At 69.2% G+C, this 21623-nt stretch carries 27 protein-coding genes; 7 read left to right on the top strand and 20 right to left on the bottom strand.

Translation table 11 applies throughout. The annotated features are described in order from the left end of the window. Nucleotides 1–3: 3 nt before the first annotated feature. From AC099J_RS01850 to AC099J_RS01870, 5 genes are all read right to left on the bottom strand, one after another. Complete coding sequence (locus tag AC099J_RS01850) at nucleotides 4–816, bottom strand: DUF72 domain-containing protein (RefSeq protein ID WP_479613494.1); 813 nt, start codon at nucleotides 814–816, stop codon at nucleotides 4–6. Between the two features lie 114 nt (nucleotides 817–930). Beyond that, nucleotides 931–1665, bottom strand: coding sequence for an ABC-type transport auxiliary lipoprotein family protein (locus tag AC099J_RS01855; RefSeq protein ID WP_479613495.1), 735 nt, complete (start codon nucleotides 1663–1665; stop codon nucleotides 931–933). Further along, a complete protein-coding gene (locus AC099J_RS01860; protein ID WP_479613496.1) occupies nucleotides 1662–2660 on the bottom strand; it encodes an MlaD family protein in 999 nt (332 codons plus the stop codon). The genes AC099J_RS01855 and AC099J_RS01860 overlap by 4 nt, the downstream gene beginning before the upstream one ends. Nucleotide 2661: 1 nt before the next feature. Beyond that, complete coding sequence (locus AC099J_RS01865) at nucleotides 2662–3489, bottom strand: ABC transporter ATP-binding protein (protein WP_479613497.1); 828 nt, start codon at nucleotides 3487–3489, stop codon at nucleotides 2662–2664. A gap of 163 nt (nucleotides 3490–3652) precedes the next feature. Then, on the bottom strand, nucleotides 3653–4777 hold the full coding sequence (locus tag AC099J_RS01870; RefSeq protein ID WP_479613498.1) for an MlaE family ABC transporter permease: 1125 nt from the start codon (nucleotides 4775–4777) through the stop codon (nucleotides 3653–3655). 415 nt (nucleotides 4778–5192) lie between these two features. Here AC099J_RS01870 and AC099J_RS01875 point away from each other — a divergent pair, with 415 nt between their 5' ends. Together AC099J_RS01875 and AC099J_RS01880 are read left to right on the top strand one after the other, a co-directional pair. After that, entirely contained in the window at nucleotides 5193–5765 is a 573-nt protein-coding gene (locus tag AC099J_RS01875; RefSeq protein ID WP_479613499.1) for a PAN domain-containing protein, read from the top strand. A 379-nt stretch (nucleotides 5766–6144) separates the two neighbouring features. After that, complete coding sequence (locus AC099J_RS01880) at nucleotides 6145–8088, top strand: patatin-like phospholipase family protein (protein ID WP_479613500.1); 1944 nt, start codon at nucleotides 6145–6147, stop codon at nucleotides 8086–8088. Nucleotides 8089–8091: 3 nt separating this feature from the next. Here the strand turns inward: AC099J_RS01880 and AC099J_RS01885 are convergent, their stop codons facing one another. The 12 genes from AC099J_RS01885 to AC099J_RS01940 all read right to left on the bottom strand — a co-directional run bounded on the left by AC099J_RS01885 (nucleotide 8092) and on the right by AC099J_RS01940 (nucleotide 16021). Next, the gene (locus AC099J_RS01885; protein ID WP_479613501.1) at nucleotides 8092–8613 is read right to left on the bottom strand and encodes a GNAT family N-acetyltransferase; all 522 of its coding nucleotides are present in this window, start codon (nucleotides 8611–8613) and stop codon (nucleotides 8092–8094) included. After that, a complete protein-coding gene (locus tag AC099J_RS01890; RefSeq protein WP_479613502.1) occupies nucleotides 8613–9065 on the bottom strand; it encodes a metallophosphoesterase family protein in 453 nt (150 codons plus the stop codon). The genes AC099J_RS01885 and AC099J_RS01890 overlap by 1 nt, the downstream gene beginning before the upstream one ends. Nucleotides 9066–9152: 87 nt before the next feature. Continuing rightward, the gene (locus AC099J_RS01895; protein ID WP_479613503.1) at nucleotides 9153–9548 is read right to left on the bottom strand and encodes a tautomerase family protein; all 396 of its coding nucleotides are present in this window, start codon (nucleotides 9546–9548) and stop codon (nucleotides 9153–9155) included. Between the two features lie 50 nt (nucleotides 9549–9598). After that, a complete protein-coding gene (locus AC099J_RS01900) occupies nucleotides 9599–10210 on the bottom strand; it encodes a Pr6Pr family membrane protein (RefSeq protein WP_479613504.1) in 612 nt (203 codons plus the stop codon). A 72-nt stretch (nucleotides 10211–10282) separates the two neighbouring features. Beyond that, nucleotides 10283–11203 (bottom strand): nucleotidyl transferase AbiEii/AbiGii toxin family protein, encoded by a 921-nt coding sequence (locus tag AC099J_RS01905; protein WP_479613505.1) that lies wholly within the window; start codon nucleotides 11201–11203, stop codon nucleotides 10283–10285. Beyond that, the gene (locus tag AC099J_RS01910) at nucleotides 11200–11946 is read right to left on the bottom strand and encodes a type IV toxin-antitoxin system AbiEi family antitoxin domain-containing protein (RefSeq protein WP_479613506.1); all 747 of its coding nucleotides are present in this window, start codon (nucleotides 11944–11946) and stop codon (nucleotides 11200–11202) included. Before AC099J_RS01910 ends, AC099J_RS01905 begins: the two co-directional genes overlap by 4 nt. 263 nt (nucleotides 11947–12209) lie before the next feature. Next, entirely contained in the window at nucleotides 12210–12608 is a 399-nt protein-coding gene (locus tag AC099J_RS01915; RefSeq protein WP_479613507.1) for a DUF1801 domain-containing protein, read from the bottom strand. Beyond that, nucleotides 12605–13042 carry a YciI family protein gene (locus AC099J_RS01920; protein ID WP_479613508.1) on the bottom strand — a complete coding sequence of 146 codons (438 nt, stop codon included), beginning with the start codon at nucleotides 13040–13042 and terminating at the stop codon, nucleotides 12605–12607. Before AC099J_RS01920 ends, AC099J_RS01915 begins: the two co-directional genes overlap by 4 nt. A 98-nt stretch (nucleotides 13043–13140) precedes the next feature. After that, nucleotides 13141–13464: an antibiotic biosynthesis monooxygenase family protein gene (locus tag AC099J_RS01925; protein ID WP_479613509.1), complete on the bottom strand. Its 324-nt coding sequence runs from the start codon at nucleotides 13462–13464 to the stop codon at nucleotides 13141–13143. A 150-nt stretch (nucleotides 13465–13614) separates the two neighbouring features. After that, on the bottom strand, nucleotides 13615–14262 hold the full coding sequence (locus tag AC099J_RS01930) for a hypothetical protein (RefSeq protein WP_479613510.1): 648 nt from the start codon (nucleotides 14260–14262) through the stop codon (nucleotides 13615–13617). Further along, a complete protein-coding gene (locus tag AC099J_RS01935) occupies nucleotides 14259–15227 on the bottom strand; it encodes an MlaD family protein (protein WP_479613511.1) in 969 nt (322 codons plus the stop codon). The genes AC099J_RS01930 and AC099J_RS01935 overlap by 4 nt, the downstream gene beginning before the upstream one ends. Continuing rightward, nucleotides 15224–16021, bottom strand: a complete 798-nt coding sequence (locus AC099J_RS01940; RefSeq protein ID WP_479613512.1) for an MlaE family ABC transporter permease — start codon at nucleotides 16019–16021, stop codon at nucleotides 15224–15226. Before AC099J_RS01940 ends, AC099J_RS01935 begins: the two co-directional genes overlap by 4 nt. 234 nt (nucleotides 16022–16255) lie before the next feature. Here AC099J_RS01940 and AC099J_RS01945 point away from each other — a divergent pair, with 234 nt between their 5' ends. Next, on the top strand, nucleotides 16256–16852 hold the full coding sequence (locus tag AC099J_RS01945; RefSeq protein WP_479613513.1) for an IMPACT family protein: 597 nt from the start codon (nucleotides 16256–16258) through the stop codon (nucleotides 16850–16852). Nucleotides 16853–16892: 40 nt separating this feature from the next. After that, the gene (locus AC099J_RS01950; RefSeq protein ID WP_479613514.1) at nucleotides 16893–17516 is read left to right on the top strand and encodes a Crp/Fnr family transcriptional regulator; all 624 of its coding nucleotides are present in this window, start codon (nucleotides 16893–16895) and stop codon (nucleotides 17514–17516) included. Between the two features lie 98 nt (nucleotides 17517–17614). Here the strand turns inward: AC099J_RS01950 and AC099J_RS01955 are convergent, their stop codons facing one another. Then, nucleotides 17615–18034, bottom strand: coding sequence for a universal stress protein (locus tag AC099J_RS01955; protein ID WP_479613515.1), 420 nt, complete (start codon nucleotides 18032–18034; stop codon nucleotides 17615–17617). 118 nt (nucleotides 18035–18152) lie between these two features. Between AC099J_RS01955 and AC099J_RS01960 the strand changes: the two genes are divergently transcribed. Both AC099J_RS01960 and AC099J_RS01965 read left to right on the top strand, forming a co-directional pair. Continuing rightward, nucleotides 18153–18731, top strand: a complete 579-nt coding sequence (locus AC099J_RS01960; RefSeq protein WP_479613516.1) for a DNA-3-methyladenine glycosylase I — start codon at nucleotides 18153–18155, stop codon at nucleotides 18729–18731. A 74-nt stretch (nucleotides 18732–18805) separates the two neighbouring features. Continuing rightward, on the top strand, nucleotides 18806–19273 hold the full coding sequence (locus AC099J_RS01965) for a tellurite resistance TerB family protein (protein ID WP_479613517.1): 468 nt from the start codon (nucleotides 18806–18808) through the stop codon (nucleotides 19271–19273). A gap of 66 nt (nucleotides 19274–19339) precedes the next feature. Here the strand turns inward: AC099J_RS01965 and mltA are convergent, their stop codons facing one another. Then, the gene (gene mltA / locus AC099J_RS01970) at nucleotides 19340–20593 is read right to left on the bottom strand and encodes a murein transglycosylase A (RefSeq protein ID WP_479613518.1); all 1254 of its coding nucleotides are present in this window, start codon (nucleotides 20591–20593) and stop codon (nucleotides 19340–19342) included. Between mltA and AC099J_RS01975 the strand changes: the two genes are divergently transcribed. After that, a complete protein-coding gene (locus AC099J_RS01975) occupies nucleotides 20526–20672 on the top strand; it encodes a hypothetical protein (RefSeq protein WP_479613519.1) in 147 nt (48 codons plus the stop codon). The two genes, mltA and AC099J_RS01975, sit on opposite strands and share 68 nt — an antisense overlap. A gap of 311 nt (nucleotides 20673–20983) precedes the next feature. Here AC099J_RS01975 and AC099J_RS01980 read toward each other — a convergent pair whose 3' ends face one another. Further along, nucleotides 20984–21610 carry a response regulator transcription factor gene (locus tag AC099J_RS01980; RefSeq protein ID WP_479613520.1) on the bottom strand — a complete coding sequence of 209 codons (627 nt, stop codon included), beginning with the start codon at nucleotides 21608–21610 and terminating at the stop codon, nucleotides 20984–20986. Nucleotides 21611–21623 lie beyond the last annotated feature (13 nt).

Genomic DNA, 21623 nt, shown 5'->3' on the forward strand with positions numbered 1-21623 from the left:
CGCTCAGCCCTCAGACAAGCGGCCGATCAACGCCTGCGCCGCAGCCGGGGCTCTCTCCTTGGCCCCGTTGATGAACAACATGAACACGTCACGCGGCTTGCCGCTATCCTGCGCCGGCGCCACCAGCGGTGCACCGGCCGGCGTCACGCCACGCGCCCAGTCGCGCGCGACGTCGGCCCAGCGGCCCAGCAGATCGTCGGCGTAGCCGGTGGTGCAATCGGCCTGTGAACGCATCAGCCGCGCGTAGACGAAGTCGCCCGTCACATCGGCGAAGCTGGGAAACTGCTCCGCATCGGCAAAGACTGTGGCGCACCCGTAACGCCGCGCCAGCGCCAGGTAGGCCGGCGTCATGAAGCTGTCATGTCGCACATCCAGCACATGGCGCAGCGCCAGGCCATCGACCTCAAGTGGCAGCAGGGCGAGGAATGCCTCGAAGTCCACCGGCTCGAACGACTTGCTCGGCGCGAACTGCCAGACGATGGGCCCCAGCTTGGGGCCCAGTTCGGACAAGCCGCTGCCGATGAATCTGTGGATGGAATCGCCCGCCTCGGCCAGCACGCGCCGGTTGGTGGCCATGCGGTGGGCCTTCAGCGAGAAGACGAAGCCGTCTGGCGTCTCGTCGCGCCAGCGCGCAAAGCTCTTGGGGGACTGGGTGCTGTAGTAGGTGCCGTTGATCTCGATCGCGGTCACGGCGCGGCTGGCGAAATGCAGCTCCTGGCTGTGCGGCAGACCAGCAGGAAAGAACCGCCCGCGCCAGGGCGCGAATGTCCAGCCGCCGATGCCCACGCGGATGCGCTGCGTGACCGAGGTGTCCATGTCTGTTTTGGTTCTTGGAAGCGGCGAGCATACGCGCCGCGAGGGCTGTCTGTGTCTGAATTCGTAATGCGGCGAAGCGCCGGCGGCCCGTGCGGCGGGCGGGCGCTCAGGTGCTCAGCGCACCACCGTCTCCAACCACTGTGCGATCTCGCCCGCCGCCGCGTCCGTGGCTTCAGCCAGCGCGCGCACGCCGCCGGGCGCGTCGGCCGTGGCGGCCGGGCGCTGCACGATGAAGGGGCGCTGCGCCAGCAGCTTCTCGCCAGCCGGCAGGTTGTCGATCAGCGTGACGCGCAGGCGCACCAGGCCGGCGCTGGAGGTTGGCGCCGTGAACAGTTGGCTGAATTCTTCCAGCTCCACGCGCAGCACCAGCGGCTGCTGACCGTCGGTGCGCATCAGCGAGGCGCTTTCGCCGGCGCCCAGGATGGCGCGGCGCTGGCTGAGGTGTTGGCGCAGGCGCTGGCGCACCAGTTGCGCCGGCGGCATGCTCCAGCGCGCCTGCGCGTAGGGGCGCAGCTGCTGCGCATCGGCATAGGCCAGGCGGTACAGCACGCCGGTGGCGGCCTCCAGCGGGCCAGCGGCCTCGACGTCGGACAGTGCCAGCGGCGGCAGCGGCGCGCGGCGGTCGCTGGGTGCGCTGGCCACCGGGCCTGGGCCGAAGTCGTACAGCGCGGGGCGCTGCGGCGTGTCGGGTAGCACGGAGCAGCCCGCCAGCACGGCGACCAGCACGAACAGGCCCAGCACGGCGGTGACGCGCGTGCCGGTGGCGCGGCGTGCGCCCACCGACCCCTGTGCCGCCAGGGGCAAGGGGCGCATCGACGCAAGTTGCGCTGCGGTCGGGTTCGGTTTCATCGTGTTCCTCCTGGGGCCACAAAGCCCTGCTCGCCAGGCCCCGGCTGCACGGCGCCGCTGCCGAAGATGAGCGATTGCGGGTTGTCGTTGATGCCGTTGACGGTGCGGCTCAGTTGGCGCGCGGCGCGCGAGGCGTCTTCGGTCACGCGGTTCACGCGCGGCAGCGTGGCTGCGCCAAAGGTCTCGACCACGCGCGACAGCGCGGCCGTGCCCTCGGCCAGGCGGTCCAGCGGGCCGTCGGGCTGGTTCAGCCGGTCGGCCGTCTTGTCGATGTTGCGTGACATGCGGGCGACGTCATCGGCCGCCTCACGCACGGATTTCAGGCTGCTGCTCACCTCGCTGGTCATGGCCGGCACGCTGGCCAGCGCCGGGTCCACGCGCTGGCGCATGGTGGTTTCGATCTGCGCCGTCAGCCTGTTGATGTTGGCGGCGGCCTCGGAGATGCGGGCCGTGGCCTCGGCGGTGTTGTCCAGCACGGCGCCGACCTTCTTCAGGTTCTGCTCGCCCAACAACAGGTTCACGTTGTCCATCAGCGTCTGCACCTTGGACAGCAGCACCGGCGCCTGGTCGGTCAGCTCGCCCAGGCGCGAGTTGCGTAGCGGCAGGCGCGGCACGCCGCTGGAGCCGGGGGCCAGCTTCGCCTGTGCCTCGCCGGCATCGTCCAGCTGCACGAAGGCCAGGCCGGTGATGCCCTGGTAGCTCAGCGTGGCAAAGGTGCTGGGCGACAGCGGCGTGGTGTCGTCCACCGACAGGCGGATCACCACGTTGCCGGTCACGTCCGGGTCGAAGCCGATGTAGCTCACCTTGCCGACGGCCACGCCCTTGTAGCGCACCGGCGCCTGCGGCTGCAGGCCGGTCACGGATTCGCTGGTCGACATCTCGTAGGTGTGGCTGCTGCCGCTGTCGCGCCCCAGCCAGACGGCCATGGCCACGAGCAGGGCAGTGACCACCAGCACGAAGATGCCGGCGGCCAGGGCGTGTGATTTGTTTTCCATGTCAGTGTTCCTCAGTGGGCGGCGCAGGCGGCGCCGCCACGATGTGTTCGAGCGGCGTCATGGCGCGGCGACCGCGTTCGCCCTGGAAGAAGTCGCGTGTGAACGCATGGTCGAAGTGCGCCACCTCGGCCGGCGGGCCGGTCACGATCACGCGCTTGTCGGCCAGCACCAGCACGCGGCTGGCCAGCGCGAACAGGGTGTCCAGGTCGTGCGTGACCATCACCACCGTCAGCTTCAGCTCGGCGTGCAGCGAGCGCAGCAACTCGACGAATTCGTCCGAGCCGTTCGGGTCCAGCCCGGCGGTGGGCTCGTCCAGCAGCAGGAGCGGCGGGTCCATCGCCAGAGCGCGCGCCAGCGCCACGCGCTTGACCATGCCGCCGGACAGATCGGACGGCATCTTGTTCGCATGCTGCGGCCCCAGGCCCACCATCTGCAGCTTGACCAGCGCGGTGTCGCGCACCAGGTCGGCCGGCAGCTTTTGCAGCTCGCGCAGCGGGAACGCGATGTTCTCCAGCACGCTGAAGGCCGAGAACAGCGCACCTTGCTGGAACAGCATGCCCACGCGGCTGGCCGCGCCGCGCCGGCCCAGTTGCGCGGCCGGCTCGCCCAGCACCGTGACATCGCCCTTGTAAGGGCTCTCCAGCCCCAGCATCTGGCGCAGCAGCACGGTCTTGCCGGTGCCCGAGCCGCCCACCAGCGCCACGACCTCTCCGGCGTCGATCGACAGATCCAGATCCTGGTGGATGACGACCTGCTCGCGCCCCCTGCCGAACGCCGTCCACAGGCCGCGCACGTCGACGATGGGAGATGTTGCTGCGCTGGCCGTCACGTGCGCACCCTTCGACCTGCGGCCTGTCCCGCCAAGCGCGAGCGAGCGTGCTTGGGGCGGCCGGGCTCTGGGCATGTGGCCCCCACGCTCCCCGCTGCGCGAGGTTCGCTGCCCCCCGGGGGGGCGTCAGCTTGCTTGGGGCGGCCCGGCGCTGCGCTGGCCGTCATATCCCCACGCTCCGGAACGCCACGGCGAATATCGCGTCGACCACGATCACCGCGGTGATGGCCGTGACCACGGCCGAGGTCGTGCCCTTGCCCAGGCTTTCGGTGTTGGGCTTGACGCGCAGGCCGTAGTGGCAGCCGATCAGCGCGATGAGGATGCCGAACACCGCCGACTTGCTGACCGCCAGCGCCAGGTTGGCCGCGCTGACCGCGTCGGGCAGCGCCCCCATGAAAAACGCCGGCGTGATGCCCAGCGCCAGATCGGCCGCCAGCATGCCGCCGGCCAGCCCGGCGATCGTCGTCCAGGTGGCGATCAGCGGCATGGCGATGGCCAGCGCGATGGCGCGCGGCATCACCAGCCGAAAGCCGTGCGGGATGCCCATCACGCGCATGGCGTCCAGCTCTTCCGTCACGCGCATCACGCCGATCTGCGCCGTGATGGCCGAGCCCGAGCGCCCCGCCACGAGGATGGCCGCCAGCATCGGCCCCAGCTCGCGCACCAGCGAAACGCCCAGGATGTTGACGATGAACGACTCGGCGCCGAACTGGCGCAGCTGCAGCGAGGTGAGGTAGGCCAGCACCACACCGATCAGCGCGCCCACCAGCGTGGTGATCGGCAGCGCCATGGTGCCCATCTGGTAGAGGTGGCCCGAGATGTCGCGCCACGGGCCCTGGTGCGGACGGCGCAACAGCTGCCACATGTCCAGCGCCAGCTGGCCCACCAGGCGCACGCCGTATTTGACCTGCGCCAGGCCTTGCAGCACAGCCACGCCCAGTGCGTCCACCTGCTGCGCGAAGCCGGTGGGCGGCGGGGCTTGCGGTGAGGTGGTGAACTGCGCCACGCGCTCCAGCATGCTGCGCTGCTCGGGCAGCAGCTGCAGGCGCTGCGGCCAGTCGCGGCCCCAGTGGTTCCACAGCAGCTGTGCGCCCAGATGGTCGAGCCGCTCGACGCCCTGCAGATCCCAGCCGCCGGCTGTCGGTGCGGCCAGGCCTCGGTTCAGTTGCGCGAGGATCCCGGCGCGGGCCAGCTCCGCCGCCACCCAGTGCCCGGACAGCCGAGCCACAGCGCCTTCAGGCTGGTCCTGCCGGGTGATGCGCGGGGGCTGGGGGGAGGGTGCATCCATGCAGTATTGCGGGCGGCGGAATGGGTGCGGGATGGGGGAGCGCGCATCGTACCAAGCCGTTTCTGTACTTGGTCGTAGGACCACAGCGGGTTCGCGCCCCCTTTGCGCACAGTTCAGGACGACTGCCCCGAGCGTGCGGGTCCACTCTCAGCACACAGTTTTCCTCAACGTTGGGGACGGCCGCTCAGGATCTGCGACGCAAAGCGACGCGATCCCAGCGATGCTTGGTTGCCTGCCCGTGTCCCGCGCGCCGCTCGCCACATGACCTTCACGTTAAGCGCGCGCAAGGCACCCCAGAGCAATTTGTCCGATACGCGCCCGGCGTTCTGAACGCGGGGCAGTCATCTCGCAGCCCTGCGTCTGTTGCAAGTGGGCAGAGAATTTCGTGTGCAGATCAAATCCGGAGGACGCCAGCATGCTCAGAAAGTACATCGTCTACCCGATCATCACAGGTGTCGTGGGCGCACTTCTCGGCGGGCTCGGCGTTGAGCTTGTCAAGGGTAAGTTGCTTACGACGGCTTCGGCTGATGCCGCGAGCATCGTGGAACTCAGTACACGCTCTCTCGCCATCATCGACAAGCTAATTCAACGGGGCGACGCACTTCCGGTGGAAGCCACGCAATTGCGTGACACGATTGCCAGCGCCCAGGCAAACGCATCAACGCTGCAGAGAACGCTCGCGACCGCAGGCCGCGTGCTGCCGGCTTCGAGGGAGTCAGCACCGTCCCAGATCTCTGCGCCGGGCATGGGTCCCATCGAGTTGGATACCAACCGGCGTGGGTCCGACATGGGCAACTTCACACTGACGCGCGCGTCACCTGCGGACTGCAGAGCCATCTGCAGTTCGGTTTCCGACTGTCTTGCATGGACATATGTGAAGCCGAACATTCAAGGGCCCGCGCCGCGCTGTTGGATCAAACGTCAGGTCCCGCCTGCATCCAAGGATTCGTGTTGTGAATCGGGGTTTCGCATTGAGCCCGCACGGTGACGAAGAACGGTTTTCTGGTCCACATGCCCCGCAACTTTTCGGTTCTGACGTGGTGCGTTCCGCGCCGCACGGTTCTGCAGCAGACGCTCCGCCAAGTCCGAGACTTCGTGTGTCACTACACGGCCGGCGCACTCTTCTGCCAACAAGCATCGACGATGCTGCGCAGAGCCCGCAGTGGCCGCTGAAGAGGTGGATCAGCCTTGGTCCAGGCTGAGTCTTTTTGGTGGTCTGAGCTGGTGGTAGAGGCTTTCGCAACTGGCGACCAGTCGATGCACCGTCTGGTGCAGGGCATGTCTCTGGGGTAGCACAGTTATTCGTTAGCGGCAAGCGCCAAGTACCTCAACCATACAATCGCGCCCCCCTCGCTGCCCCTCTGCGCATGGACAACACCGCGGCACGCCAGCACTTCCACGACCAGCTGCTCCGGCGGCATCTCGCTGCCATCTTCGGCGACATCGAAGAGGCCTCGTTCGCGCACCTGCGCCAGCATTTGCGCTGGGTCGAGATCGACGGCGGCCAGACCCTCATGACGCAGGGCGAACAGGGAGATTCCATGTACCTGGTGGTCAGCGGCCGGCTGCGCGCCTACGTGCGCGGCGACGACGGCGCCGAGCGCATGGTGGGCGAGATGGCGCGCGGCCAGACCGTCGGCGAGATGAGCCTGTACACCGGCGATCCGCGCGCGGCCACTGTGGTCGCGGTGCGCGATTCGGTGCTGGTGCGGCTGGCCAAGTCCGAGTTCACCCAGCTGCTGGAGAGCAGCGCCCAGGTCTCCATCGCCCTCACGCGCCAGATCGTGCGGCGGCTGCAGGGCGAGGGCCGGCACAGCCAGCAAGACCGGCCGGTGGCCATGGGCCTGGTGCCGATCACGGACGGCGTGGACCTGGCAGGCTTTGCAGCGGCGCTGGCGCGCGAGCTGGCCGACTGCCTGCGCGGCAGCCGCGTGCGGGTGGTGACCGGCGAGGACATCGCCAACTTGCTGCGCGAGGCCGGCGTGGCGCTGGACGACCCACTGCCCGAGGCGCGGGCCGAGGCCAGCCACCGCGTGGCGTTGCTGCTGGACGAGATCGAGGCCACGCACGATGCCATGCTGCTGCTGGCCGATGCCCTGCCCACGGCCTGGACGCAGCGCTGCTGCCGCCACTGCGATGAGCTGCTGCTGCTGGCCGACGCGACGCAGCCGCCCGTGCTGCACCAGACCGAACAGCGCTTTCTGACGCACCGCCCGCCGCGCACCGAAGTGGCCGAGATCCTGGTGCTGCTGCACCCGGCCGACAAGACCTCGCCGCGCGGCACGGCCGAATGGCTGGCCCGCCGCCCGCTGGCCGGCCACCTGCACGTGCGCCCGGCGCTGGCCACCGACATGGCGCGGCTGGCGCGCATGCAGTCGCGCACCGCCATCGGGCTGGTGCTGGCCGGTGGCGGCGCACGCGGCTTCGCGCACCTGGGCGTGTACCGCGCGCTGCTGGAGCAGGGCGTGCCTGTCGACTGCGTCGGCGGCACCAGCATCGGCGCCGTGATGGGGGCGTATGTGGCCTCCGACCAGCCGCTGGACAAGGTGATGGACAACGCGCGCCGCGCCTTCGCCGTGAACCCCACCGGCGACTACAACCTGTTCCCGCTGCTGTCATTGTTCAAGGGGGTGCGGCTGCGCGGCGTGCTGCAGCGTGCGGTGCGCGAGCTGGTGGGCTTCGACGCCGACATCGAAGACCTGTGGAAGCCCTACCACTGCGTGGCCACCAACTACTCACGCGCCAGTGAGCAGCGGCTGGCGCATGGCAATTTGGTGCAGGCGCTGCTGGCCAGCATCTCCATCCCCGGCGCGCTGCCGCCGGTGGTGCGCGACGGCGAGCTGCTGTGCGATGGCGGCACCTTCAACAATTTCCCGGTCGATGTGATGCGCCGCATGCGCGGCGTCGGCACCGTGATCGGCATCGACCTGAACACCCGCAGCGCGGTGCAGCCGGTGCGCGAGCAAGACATGCCCGGCACCATCAGCCTGTGGCGCGACCGCCTGCGCCCCCTGGCGCAGCGTCGCTACCGGCTGCCGCTGCTGCCCACCTACCTGATCACGGTGACCGGCCTGTACAGCATGTCGCGCCAGCGCCAGGCGCAGCAGAACTGCGACCTGTACTTCCACCCCGCGCTGGAGCGCGTCGGCATGCTGCAGTGGAAGAGCATCGACCAGATCGTCGCGCGCGGCTATTCACATGCCAAGACGGTGATGGCGGCGCTGGATGCGGGCCAGCGGCGGCGGCTGGGGTTGGCGGTGGACTCGGGCGAGGGCGCGCAGCCCCCGGCGTTGGCGCCGCCTGACGTCTGATCGTCAGTGCGGCGCCGTCGCGTCCCGCGCATACAGATGCACCTTGCGCGCGCCCAGCGGCACCAGGCCCTGGAAGGCGAAATCCAGCCGCGACAGCAGCCGTGCCGAGCGCTGGTTGGTCGGCGCCGTGATGGCCAGCACCCGCGCCAGCCGCAGCGGGCCGAAGGCATGCCACAGCACGGCCTGCGCCGCCTCCTGCGCGTAGCCCTGGCCCTGGTAGGGCCCCAGCAGCGCAAAGCCGAGGTCCGGCGCCGGCAGCGTGTCGCGCCGCACCAGGCCGCACAGGCCCAGCGGTGCGGCATCGCTGCGGCGTTGCACCAGCGTCATGCCGAAGCCGTGCGCGGCGTACGGCGTGAGGATGTGGCTGCGGATGTGCTTGTGCGCGTCCTGCAGCGTGCGCACCTGGCGGTCGCCGATCTGGGCCAGCCAGCTCGGGCCGTTCAACAGCGCCAGGTAGAACGGCGCGTCGTCCAGCGTCAACTGGCGCAGCAGCAGCCGGGGCGTCGAGACGACCGCGCCGTCCATCAGAACTCCTGGATGCGCGCCGTCACCACGCCGCCCTCGATCCACAGTTCGGCCGCCGCGATCGGCAGGGTGAAGCGGCGTGGCCCGCAGCTGCCGGGGTTTACATACAGCACGCCGCCTTCGCGCGCGATGTGCGGCCGGTGCGAATGGCCGGTCACGACGACCTGCACGCCGGCGGCCGAGTCCAGCCGCAGCAGCGCGATGTCGTGCAGCACGCACAAGCGCATGCTGTCGATGTCCACGAGGGCCGTCTCGGGCAGGCGCGTGGCCCAGGGGCCGTGGTCGTTGTTGCCGCGCACGGCCGTCAGCGGCGCCAACGCGGCCAATTGGTCGAGGATGGCCGGCTCGCAGATGTCGCCAGCGTGCACGATGTGGTCGCTGCCGCGCAGGAAGTCCAGCACCGCCGGGCGCAGCAGGCCGTGGGTGTCGGAGAGCAGACCGATGCGGGTCATGGTGTCCGGCTCACGGGCGCACCCTTTGGCCTGCGGCCTGTCCCACCCAAGCGGGGGCGCGCGTGCTGGGTCGGCGCTGCGCTGTGTTCATACGTCCACCGGGTAACCCAGCTCCACATCGCAGATCGGCAGTCCGCCGCGCACCGCGAAGTTCTCGGGCGGCAGCTCGTGCAGGCGCACCAGCACGCACACTGGCGGAATACCCAACGTGGCCAGCCGCGTGACCAGCAGCCGGTACAGCCGGCGCTTGGCCGCCAGTGAGCGCCCGGGCAGCACGAAGATGCTGATGTTGGTCAGGTACTCGGGTGCCGGGCAATCGGTGCGCCCCAGGAAACGGTGCGGCGGGTGCACGGTCAGTGTCAGGTTGCGGTGCACCGGTGAGACGCGGAACGCCTCGACGATGCAGGCGTGGACGATGTCCAGCAAGCGGCTTTCGTCCTCTGGGCTGTAGGAGCGGCGGATCTCGACGGTGGCGCTGGGCATGCGGTGGGTGGTGGCGCTGGTGGGCAGACGCGCAATTCTCGCCCGGCCGGTCAGTGGCGAAAGCGGTTGCCCAGCGCGAACAGCACGCCGCCCACCACGACGAAGCCCAGCGTGATGCCCGCCGCGTACAGCGCCACGCCGCCGTAGCCGCCGGCCAGCGCCGGGTTCAGGAACGGGTAGGGGTACCAGCCAACCATGGCGCCGCGCGCCAGCGTGTAGGCCAGGTACAGCGCGGGGAACACCAGCACCGCCGCCAGGTGCCGGGGCTGCAGCCGGGTGTGCGGCGGCGCCAGCCACCAGTCGGCCACCACCACCACCGGCATCACCAGGTGCACGACGGTGTTGACCCAGGGCCGCAGGTCGCCCAGATCGACATCGCGCAGCAGCGCACCGAACACCAGCCCGACCAGCGCCATCTGCACCGCGGCCGCGCCGCGCAGCAGATCGAAGCCGGGCCGTCGCGTGAACGCCGCGCCCGACGCCGCCGCCAGCAGCACCAGCGCCGCGAGCAGGTTCGAGAGGTTGGTGAAGTAGCTGAAGAAGTTCAGCGGGCTGTACCCGGCACGCAGGTGCAGCACCAGTTGCCAGCCGACCGCCCCCAGCGTCAGCAGCGCGAAGGCCAGGCGCAGGGCGCGCAGCGGCGGCGGGGTGGTGGTGGGCATGCGCGGTGGTGTCGAGCGTGTGCAGAGGGCGGTGCGGCGCATTCAAGTACAGGGCGCCAAGCAGGGAGCGCGTTACGCCGCGCGTTCCAGCCGTGCTGCCAATTCTTCGTGTTGCTGCTTGAACTTTCCGGGGTTCTTGCGCAACTGGGCCAGGTTGCGCAGCTTCCATTGCAGCGCGGGCAGTTGCGCCAGATGAGGATAGGGCAGCAAGTCCCATTCCGGCGCGGCGCGCACCATCGACAGCAGAAATTGCCGATGCCGTGGCCGCAAGGCGCGCGGCAATTCTTCGACCAGGCGACGCCGGGTCGCCAGCAGATCGTCGAGATGCACCGGAACCGAGGTCATGCCTATGAACTCGTTCTCGAACACCACTTCGAGCGGCTTCTCGTTCGGAAACAACACTTCATGCACCGGTCGATGGTGGCCGGCCAGGTAGACCACGAAGCAGTCCAGCAAGGCGTCGCTCCACCCATTGTCAGCCAGCATCAACTGCATGTCGAACAGGTCGCGCGGATGCTGCCGATCCAACGCCGCCACGAGCTTACTGGCATAGAGCTCAGGCGGCGCCAGCACGGGCACCTCCACATTGGCCGAGAACATCTGTTGCGCCGCCAGACTTAGCGATCTCCGCTCGGGCGGCAGCACCGTGCCACGAAAGACAAAGTTCACCTCGACCTTGACCTCCGCCTGCGCGCTGCGTACGAACAACTTGGCCTCGTTGCCCTCCTTGGCTTTGCGCAGCACGGCATCGAATCCCAACGCTTCGATGCGCGCCTGGGCAGCGGCCAGTTCTTCGCCGATGGCGCGCAGGGCCTCGTCCCGAGGCAACGCGTGCGGCACGAAGACCACGTCGATGTCCACCGACAAGCGCGGCATGTCCTGCATGAACAGGTTCAATGCCGTGCCGCCCTTCATGGCGAAGGCTGTCGTATCGAAGACCGCTTCGGACACGTTGAGCAGCAACTGCACCGTGCGGATGTACTGCGCGTTCATGCCGGTCGCTTCAGATTGAGTCGCTCGCCGGTCTTGGTGGCCGACACCCACCGGCGCCCACCGCCCAGGCGTTCGCTGTGCGCACGCGCCAGGTCCTTCCACGGCAGTTCCAACTCATCGGCCAAGGTATGGGCCAGCCGCGCCACTTTGATGCGCGTGAGGTGGGCCAGCAGGTCCTCCAATACGTTCATGCGCAGGGACCTAGCGGCCTCGACCAGATGCCAGGCCTCTTCCAGGCCTTGCGACTTACCGACATCGCTCAGCAGTTCCAACAGGGCACGCTCGGGCGTAGACACCGCCACGTCGGGCCGGCCGTCCGGCAGCGGCGCGAGCCCCGACGAGGCTGGCAAGCCGTCGTCGAACAACTGGGTCGCCTGGTAGTGAGCCGGGAACGTCGCCGTGAACCATAGAGGCAGCTTGGCGGGTTGGTCACCCCAGAGGCTCAAGCGTTCCGTGAAGGTCAGGTTGTGCCGCACACCGCGCCATGCCAGGGCCGTCTTGCCCCCCACGTGCAGCCCTGGGACCGACTCCGCCAGCAGGGCCAGGGCGGCGTCGCGGTCCAGTTTGTCGCCGGGCAATAGGTAGGTGCCGCGCCCCAAGCGCTGAAGCCAACCGCCTTCCGCCAGCCGCGCCGCCTGCTTGGCGCCGAGTCCGCCTGCACGTAGCAAAGGTGTGGACAAGGGCGTACCCCGCGGGATCTCAGCCAGCAACTGACGGAATAAAAAACTTGGCGAAGATCCCATCGGATGGACTTTAACGCAATAATTTCATGTCAACTACAGCACATTCACCACGACGTTGAGGAGACCGGCAGCTGTCGAGTCCGCTGTTCCGCATAAAAAATCAAATAAAAATCTCACAAGGTGCGAGTTAGAAGAAGATTTTTATGCCGCCTCCCGACTGTGAGGTGGGGCTTTCGGCCCCCTCCCACACAGTAGCGACTTCGCGATCTGGAGCGTGTCGAGAGCTGCCAGGCATCGCCGATCCCACGGCCGCCGCCGCCCCATCACCGCTGCCGCATCACCGCCGTCGGATCGCCCAGCGCCGCGTTCAGCGCCACGGCCTCGCGGGCCAGGGCCTGCACGGTGTCGCGCTCCAGCGGCGTGTTCTCCAGCAGCGCCAGCGTCGCCATCTCGAACTGGCCGCCAGGCTTGAGCCGCGGCTCCAGCGCGGCCATGCGCTGCCCACGCCACAGGCCGAACAGCACGCGCTGGGGCTCGGCCCGCAGCAACAGTGCCGGGCCGTTGGAGAGGTAGACCAAATGGCCCCACTTGATGACCTCTTGCAGCGGCGCCGCCTCCAGCACCGCCGCGCGCAGTGCCGCCACCTGGCGTTGCTGCCAGCCGTCCAGCGCGGCGACGTAGGCCGCGCCATCGGCCGATGTGGAACCGCTGTTCGGCATCATGGTGTGCCGGCCTGCTGGGCCGCCACCTGTTCGCGCAGCCGGTCCTCCAACGCGCGCAGCTCGGGCGTCAGCGCCGCGCCGAAATCCTCCGCGTCGAACACCTGGCGGATTTCCAGCTCGGACTCACCTGGCATCGGGTTCGGGCAGCGCTTGGCCCAATCGATGGCCTCCTGCAGCGAGGCGCACTTCCAGAGCCAGAAGCCGGCAATCAGTTCCTTGGTCTCGGCGAACGGGCCGTCGACCACCGTGCGGCTCGCGCCCGAGAAGCGCACGCGCGCGCCCTTGGCGCTGGGGTGCAGGCCCTCACCGGCCTGCATCACGCCGGCTTGCACCAGCGCTTCGTTGAAGCGGCCCATCTCGGCCAGTTGCTGCTCGCTCGGCATGACGCCGGCTTCGCTGTCGGCCGATGCCTTGACGATGACCATGAATCGCATGAGGGGTCTCCTGGAGGGGTTGAACAAGCGCGTCGATGCCACGACGAAGCAGGCGGCGCGGATTCGACACGCGGTCGCCCCAGCGCGCCGGTAACGTGTCAGGCGGTCAGAGGCAAACGGTCGGCCAGGCGTGCGTCGCCGTACGTGCGCAGCACCTGCGCGATCACCACGTGGTAGCCGGCCAGCCATTCGGCCTGGCGCTGCTTGGCCTGCTGGTGGTCCGGGTGCCGCACCAGCTGCTGCAGTGCGTCCAGGCTGTCCCAGTAGTAGACGTTCGAGACCAGGCCGGTGGTCGGGTTCTCCCAGGTCTCTTCGCCGAGGTAACCGGGAAGCGCGCGCGCCATCTCGGCGATCTGCTGGTCGAGCCGGTGGAACGCGTCGTCGAACGTGCCGGGCGCGAAGATGAAGGTGGATGTGTACATGAACGGCGGCCCGGTGTTGTGTGGCGGGGAGCCGCTTCGTAGCTGTGCATGCGAGCTGTCGGACCTGTCAGGGAACCGCCTTCCCACAGGTCAATGTGGTCACCACCGCCACCAACACGAGTGCGTAGTCGTCTTCGGAGCCATGCGACTTCACCGCACTGATGCGATCCGCCTGCGGATGCGGGACGCTTCCTGTGCATCCCCTACCGCGTCCGCTGCCCGCAACTGTATGCCCAGCCAGGCCAGCAGCGGGCGGCGCCAGCCCTGCGCCGACGCTGTCTCCACTGCCGCCGCCACGTCGGCCGGCGCCATGCGCGTCTGCCGCAGCAGTACGGCTGCGCCGATGAGCCGCGCGAGCGGGTCCTGCAGCGCGGCGGCCCCGCCACCGCCCGCGGCCATGGCCTGATGCTGCGCCGGCAGCAGCGGCACTTGATCGGTAGGCACACGGCCGTACAGGTACGCGGCATACGCGCGCTCGGCCGGCTCGGCATCCACCGCCAGCGCCTCGTAGGCAGGGCAGCCCGCCAGGTCCAGACTGGCCACACGCGCGGCGCACAGCACCAGCTCGGCACGCGCCAGCAGGGCCGGCTGGCCGGTGGCGCCGAGGGCGCGGCGCGTGCGCGTCATTTCGGCCTCGGCCACGCGCGCGTCGCCTGCCAGCGTGGCGGCCACGGCGGCTTGCAGTGCGGCGTGGGCATCGCCCTGCCACGCGGGTACGGCCGGCTTGCTTGCGCAACCGGCCAGCAGCGCGCCAGCCAGCCAGACCCACGCCATCGCGAAAGACAGCCGGCGCGTCACGGCAGTTTGATCTCGCTCTCGCGCGCGAACGGCCACTTGCGCTGCACCTCGCCCAGCAGCGCGTCGATGCGGCGCAGGTTGCTCTCGACCTCGGCGCGCAGCGGCGCCAGGTCCTGCGTGGCCTCGCGTGCGTTGGCGCCCACGGCCTGGGCTTCGACCAGCACAGCGTCCAGCTTCCTCAGGCTGGCCTGGGCGTCCGTCAGCAGCGCGTTGAGCTGGCGCACCATGGCCTGCGCGTCGTCGACCACACCCGCTTTGCCGAACAGGCGCGCATCGGCCCGGCCCACGAGCGTGTCGGTGCGGCCCAGCAACGCGTTGGCACGGTCCAGCGCGGCGATCAGCTTCTTGGCGTTGTCGTCGCCGCCCAGCGTGGCGCCCAGCACGCCATAGCGGCCCTGAAAGCCTTCGGTCAGTGCGCGCACGTTGGCCAGGCTGGTGTCGATGGCCGAACCTTCCTGCGTCATGCGCTCCAGATTGCCGGTCAGCGCCTGCAGCGTGGCCACCAGCCGTGGGATCTCGGCGCTGACATCGCCGCGCAGCACCGGGCGCTCGGCGCCGGGCGCAAGGGGTGGATCGGTCAGCACACCGGTGAACGCGCGCAGCTTCGCATCGCCGACCAGGCCGCGCTCCAGCGTGTAGATGCTGCTGCTGCGCAGCCAGCCGGCGTCGTTGGCGGCCACGTCGACGACGATGCGCACCCGGGCGTCTTCGGCCAGTTCGATGCGGCGCACGCGGCCGATGGGAAAGCCGGCGAAGGTCAGGTCCATGCCGACGCTGACGCCTTCTGAATCCTCGGCCATCAGCCGCAGCTCCTGCGTGCGCTCGAATGTGCCGCGCGCATACAGCACATAGGTCACGGCGGCGCAGACCACCAGCAGCACCAGGGCCAGCAGCAGGCCGGCCTTGAACTGCACATGGGCCGGCGCGTGGTCCGTCGGTTCGGGGTCTTGCAAGGGCGGCGTCATGCGTACTTGAGCGCCAGCGACGCGGATTCGACCAGCAGCAGCACCACGAACACGCGCAGCGTGCCGCTGCGCATCGGCATGCGGCCCGGCTGCGGCCGCTGGCCCTCCTGCAGCGCACTGGCCAACGGCACCACGGCCACGGCCAGGCTGAACAGTGCGATCTTCAGCGCCAGGCCCACGGTGATGGCCGGGTCGAACACGCGGCCCACCATGCGCGTATAGGGCGCCAGGCCCCAGGGCGAAAGCCCATAGACGGCGGTATAGGCCAGCACCAGGGCCAGCACCGCGCTCACGGTGGCCAAGGCCAGCACCGAAAACGCCAGCGCCAGCACGCGCGGCACCAGGTCGTGCCGCCAGCGGTCCGCGTGCAGCGGGCCTTGCAGCGCGCTGCCCTGCGGCGGCAGGATGTCACCGACCACGGCCGCGCGCAGCAGCACGATCAAGGCCGCCGCCAGCGGGATCAGTTCCAGCACCAACACGCGGACCACCATTTCCAGCGCGAAGGTCGACAGGCCGTAGCTCTGTGCCGTGACCACCACGATGCGGATCAGCGCCACGCTGACCAGAGCGCTCAGCACCGCGAACCAGGGCAACGACAGCCAGGTGGTGGCGTGGATCCAGCGCGCCGTGGCGGCGCGGCCACGCGCATCGTGGGTGGAAGGCGACAGCGCAAACACCAACGCCAGCGCGCCGAAGAACAGCACATCCCACCACGCGCGCAAGCCGTATCCGATGCGCGCCCACCACGTACCGTGGCCGTGGAACGAGGGCGTCGACAAGGTGGCCAGGGGCATCGGGCGATGATACAGAGCGACCCCGTTTCCCCTGTAGGCTCGACGCTCTATGCACCACCTTCGGCTTTGCTTGCGGACTGAGCGCCTTCGGGCGCCCGGTCAAGGCGCATTCGATGGCCTTCGTGCTGCGCACTGCAGTGCTGAGCCTCTTCGGGCGGCCGGGCGGCGCCCATGGGAGTTGCGTCGGCTTCGCTGGCGGTGCGATCTTGCTGGGGGCAGCCCGGCGCGGCGCTGATGCTGACCATCGCCCACGCCGTGCGCCACGAGCTGTTGGTGAAGAAGAGCCGCTTCATCGCCTGCGTGCAGCCGATCGCCGGCCGCGGCCCGGCCCAGCAGGTGGTGGCCGCGCTGCGGGTCGAACACCCCGGCGCGGCCCATGTCTGCTGGGCGCTGTTGGCGGGCGGCGATTCGGCGGCGGTGGACGATGGCGAGCCCGGCGGCACGGCCGGCCGGCCCATGCTGCATGTGCTGCGCCAGCAGGATCTGGACGGCGTGCTGGCCACCGTGGTGCGCTACTTCGGCGGCATCAAGCTGGGTGCAGGCGGGCTGGTGCGGGCCTACACCGATGCCGTGGCCCAGGCACTTCTGGCGGCCGACAAGGTGGCGCTGGTGCGCCAGGTGCCACTGCAATGCGTGATGCCTTATGCACTGGAGGGCACGGCGCGCCGCGCCTGCGAGGCGGCCGGGGCCCGGCTGCTGCAGGTCGACCACGGCCCGCTGGTGCGCATGCAGCTGGAGATCGCCGAACCCGAGGCGCCGGCGCTGCAGCGGCGCCTGACGGACCTGGGCCAGGGCCGGCTGGTCTGGGAAAGCGCATCGCCATTGCGATAGGTCAAGGCGTGGCGCGCGCCGCGTGCCCACACTGGGCGCCATGAGCTGGCTCGATGGTTTTCCCCTGGTCCCCGCGGCGCGCAGTGCCGCTGCGGGTGAACTCCTGCTGGCGCGCTTCACAGAGCCGACCGAAGCGCTGTTCCTGCGCAGCGGCCAGGCTGCGGCCGGCCTGCGCGTGCGCGGCGCGCTGCGGCACCGCGTGTTGGCTGTCGAACAACCAGGCTGGCTGGACGTCGGCACCGTGCTGCTGGGCCAGGGCGCCCTGTGCGACTGGGTGGCTGAGACGCCGGTGCAGATGTGGTGCTTCGACGCACAGGCGCTGCGCGACTGGCATGCCACGCAGCCGGCAGCCGCCAGCGCGCTGGTGCACGACCTCGCGCAGGCACAGCGCCACCAGGCCGAGGCGATGCTGGCGCTGCTGATGCAGGGCACTGAGGCACGCTGCGCCCAGTGGCTGTTGCAGCACGCCCACAGCGCTGCCGACGGGCGTGTCGCCATCGAGCTGCAACAGCGCAAGCGCACCATCGCCGCACACCTGGGCATGGCGCCGGAGACCTTCTCGCGCGCGTTGCGCCAGCTGCGCGAACGCGGCCTGATCCTGCAGGACGGCATGCGCCTGCAGCTGACCGACGTGGATGGGTTGCAGCAAGTGGCGGCCGGCTGAAAGCATCACCGGCAGGGGCTGCAACTGAGCAGCACCCCTGGGCTCACCTGCACCTGCTGTGGCGAGCGCGGCACAACCAGGCCGCGTGCCGCGTGGCGTCAGCGCAAGATCAGCAACGGCACCTGGCACATGCTCAGCACCTTGGTGGCGACCGAGCCCATGAGCAGCTTGCCCAGAGCGCCGTGGCCATGGCTGCCCATCATGAGCAGGTCGTACCCGCCCTCGGTGGCGTAGTGGGAGATCTCGTCGCCTGGGTGTCCGACCTTGAACTCGAACTGCGCCTCCATGCGGTGCAGCGTGAAAAACGCGCGCACCGGGTCGAGCACCTTCTCCGCCTCTTCCTTGTAGTAGCCGTGCACGGTGTCGTGGTCCAGGTAGGACGCGGCGCGTTTGGGCACCTCGGGCACGACGGTGATGACGGTGAACTGGTTGGCCGCAGCCAGCCATTCGTGCGTGGCCAGATAGTCCAGCACGCGCTGTGTATGTTCGCTGCCGTCGGCGGCAATCAGAATCTTCATGGAGCATCTCCTTCTTGGGTTGATGAACACCGGGTTGGCGGGCGAGTATGGCCCGCAGATCAGCCGTCGTCTTGATCTCCCTCATGTCGACAGGCCAAAGCCACAATCATGCATGACCATGCCCGTCACCCACACGCCCGACACGCTGCAGCGCTGCGCCTGGTGCGGCGCCGACCCGCTCTACCAGCACTACCACGACACCGAATGGGGCGTGCCGCAGCGCGACCCGCGCATGCTGTGGGAGATGCTGATGCTCGAAGGCTTTCAGGCCGGGCTGTCGTGGATCACCGTGTTGAAGAAGCGCGAGGCCTTTCGGGCGGCGTTCGACGGCTTCGACCCGCGCCGGGTGGCGCGCTACGACGAACACAAGGTCGCCGCGCTGCTGCAGGACGCCGGCATCATCCGCTCGCGCGCCAAGATCGAGGCGACGATTGCCGGCGCGCAGATCTACAACGCCATGGCCGATGCCGGCGAGAGTTTCGCGGACTACTGCTGGGCCTTCACCGACGGCCAGGTGCTGCGCAGCGACGGCGTGCACGTCGCCACGTCGACGCCGTTGTCCGAGCGTGTCTCCAAGGAGCTGAAACGCCGAGGCTTCAAGTTCGTCGGCCCGACCATCGTGCACGCCTGGATGCAGGCCATCGGCATGGTGGACGACCATGCGCTGCACTGTTTCCGGCGCTCTGCCGGGGCCTGATCGGAGCCATCGTGGGAACCGGCGCCGCCGCGCCGGGTCCATCGTCCTTTGCTTTTGCCAACCAGGCCGCCGCCATGCTCCGCACTCTCAAGGACTTGTTCGACACCTTCACCATGCCGAACGCCGACCAGTCACCCGCGCAGCGCGCGCACGAGGAGCAACTGGCTGCCGCCGTGCTGCTGGTGGAGGTGATGCGGTCAGATTCATCGGCCGGCCCGGTGGAGCATCAGGCCGTGCTGTCCGCACTGCGGCGCAAGTTCGCGCTGGCCGACGACGAGCTCGAACGCCTGGTGGAGCTGGCTGCCACCGAGGCGCACCGGCTGTACGACTACCACCGCTTCACCAGCGTCTTGAACGAGCGCTTCACGCAGCCGCAGAAGATCGCGCTGGTCGAGGCGCTGTGGACGGTGGCCTATGCCGACCTGCAGGTGCAGGCCAACGAGCACCACGCCATCAGCAAGATTGCCGGGCTGCTGCATGTCACGCACGGCGAGTACATTGGCGCCAAGATGCGGGCCAAGGAAGTTTCCGGCGGGGTGTGATGGCCGCTCAACGCGGCAGCCGCACGTAACGGGCCCTCAAAGCGGCAGCAGCACGCATCAGCCGGCTCAACGCGGCCATAGCGCCCACAGCTTCAACGGCTGCTTGAGCCGCCCGGCGATGTCGCCGGCCTCCAGCCCCCAGCCGGCAAAGTAGTCAGCCCGCACCGCGCCGACGATGGCGCTGCCGGTGTCCTGCGCCAACACGAGCCGCGCCAGCGTGATGACAGGGCCCTGCGAGGCCAGCCACACCGGCGTGCCGTAGGGGATGCTGCGCGGGTCGACCGCGATGGAGCGGCCTGGCGTCAGCGCCACGCCCTGGGCGCCGCGCGGGCCGAAGGCGGCCTCGAATTCGGGCAGCGGCTCTTCACGAAAGAACACCATGCGCGGGTTGCTCCACAACATGTCGCGCACGCGCTGCGGGTTCTGCAGCGTCCAGGCCTTGATACCGGGCCAGGTGGCGTCGCGAATGGCGCCCTGGTCCAGCAGCCAGCGGCCCACACTCTTGTACGGCTGGTCGTTGGTGGCGGCATAGGCCACGCGCACCAGGCGTTGCTGGCCATCGGCCTCGGTCACGCGCAGCCGGCCAGAGCCCTGGATCTGCAACACCAGCGCGTCCACCGGGTCGGCCAACCAGGCGATCTCGCGGCCGGCCAGCTGCGCCTGCGCCTCGGGCAGCGTGTCCATCTCCTGGCGCGTGTACCAAGGCTTGCGCTGCGCCAACGTGGTGGGCGGCTGGTACAGCGGCACGCCGAAGGCCGCGCTGGGCGTGCGTGTGGCCTCGAACAGGGGCTCGTAGTAGCCGGTGAGCAAACCGTCGCTGGGGGGGCTGCCGGGCAGCGGCTCGATGCGGTAGGGCTGCAGCCGCGCGACCATCCAGGCGCGCTGTTCGTCCAGCGTGGCGATGCTCATGCGGCGCACCTCGGGGCACAGCGCGGCCCAGGTGCCACCAGGGCGCTCGCAGCTGCGCATCCAGGCGTTCCAGGCTTCGTGCAGCGCGTCCGTGGAGACGCCGGGCAGCTCGTTCCAGCGCACTGCCACCCAGCGGCTGCGGCCCTGCACGATGGGCGGCGGCAGGGGGGCGATGTCGCCCGGGAAGTCGGCCACGGGCGGCAGCTCCGGATAGGGCGCGGGGCGTGTGGTCAGCGGCGGTGCGGGGCTGGGAGTCGGGGTGTCCCGCGGCGGGGAATGGCTGGTGCAGGAGACGAGGCTTCCTACAATCGCCGCGCATCCCACCCACCTGGAGAGTCGGTTCATGGTCCTGATTTTGCTCGAAGCCCTCGGCGCCCTCTTGCTGCTGGTGGGCATCGTCTGGTGGACCATGTTCTCGGGGCGCGACAAAGGCGAGCTACGCGACACGCCGCCGCCAGAGCCGGGCGCCGATACGCCGCGCAAGGACTGAACGCACAGGCGACCGGCAAACGTACAAAGGGCCGCTCACGCGGCCCTGGTGGCACCCGGGTTGGCCCGGCGCGGCGGTCGTGGCGGGTCAGCGCAGGCCGAAGAACGACAGTATGGCGATGACGACGACGACCAGGCCAACAATGTAGATGACGGAATTCATGGTGCAAACCTCTTGGGGTGGAAGATGCGTCAAGCATCGTCTCCTTGCGGCATCCGCGCTGTAGTCGGCCGGCGGCGGCGCTTGTAGGACAGGCATGGAAAGCTGGCGTCATCCGCCACACAGATGTCTGCGGCAGGTCCGCGATGCAGTTACAGCCGGCGCAACAGGTTGGCCAATTCCACCGCGGACTTGACCTCCATCTTGTCGAACACGCGCGCGCGATGCACCTCGACCGTGCGCACGCTGATCGCCAGCTGCTCGGCGATCAGCTTGTTCGGCAGGCCCTCGACCACCAGCCGCATGACATCGCGCTCGCGCTCGGTCAGCTCGTTCACGCGCGAACGCAGCTGCGTGCTGCCGCGCAGCGCCGAGAGCCGCTGCGCCGACTGCGCCAGCGCCTGTTCGATGCGGTCGACCAGCGCGTTGTCGGAGAACGGCTTCTCGCAGAAGTCGAAGGCGCCGTGCTTGACGGCGTCCACCGCCGTGGGCACATCGGCATGACCGGTCAGAAAGATCACCGGCAGGTCGGCCGCCAGGCCCTGCGCGCAGAGCTTGTCGAACAGCGCCAGCCCGCTCATGCCGGGCATGCGCACGTCCAGCAGCAGGCAACTGGGTTGGTGCAGCGTGAAGCCGGCCTGCAGCACGGCGTCGAAGGCTTCGGCGCTGTCGTAGGTCTGGCTGAGCAGCCGACGCGAACGCAGCAGCCAGGACAACGCGTCGCGCACGCCGCAGTCGTCGTCAACGATGTGGACCAGCGCGTCCTGAATGGGTTGCATGCGTTCCTCCGCT

It is taken from the genome of Rhodoferax sp. RT4P68, assembly GCF_056521305.1.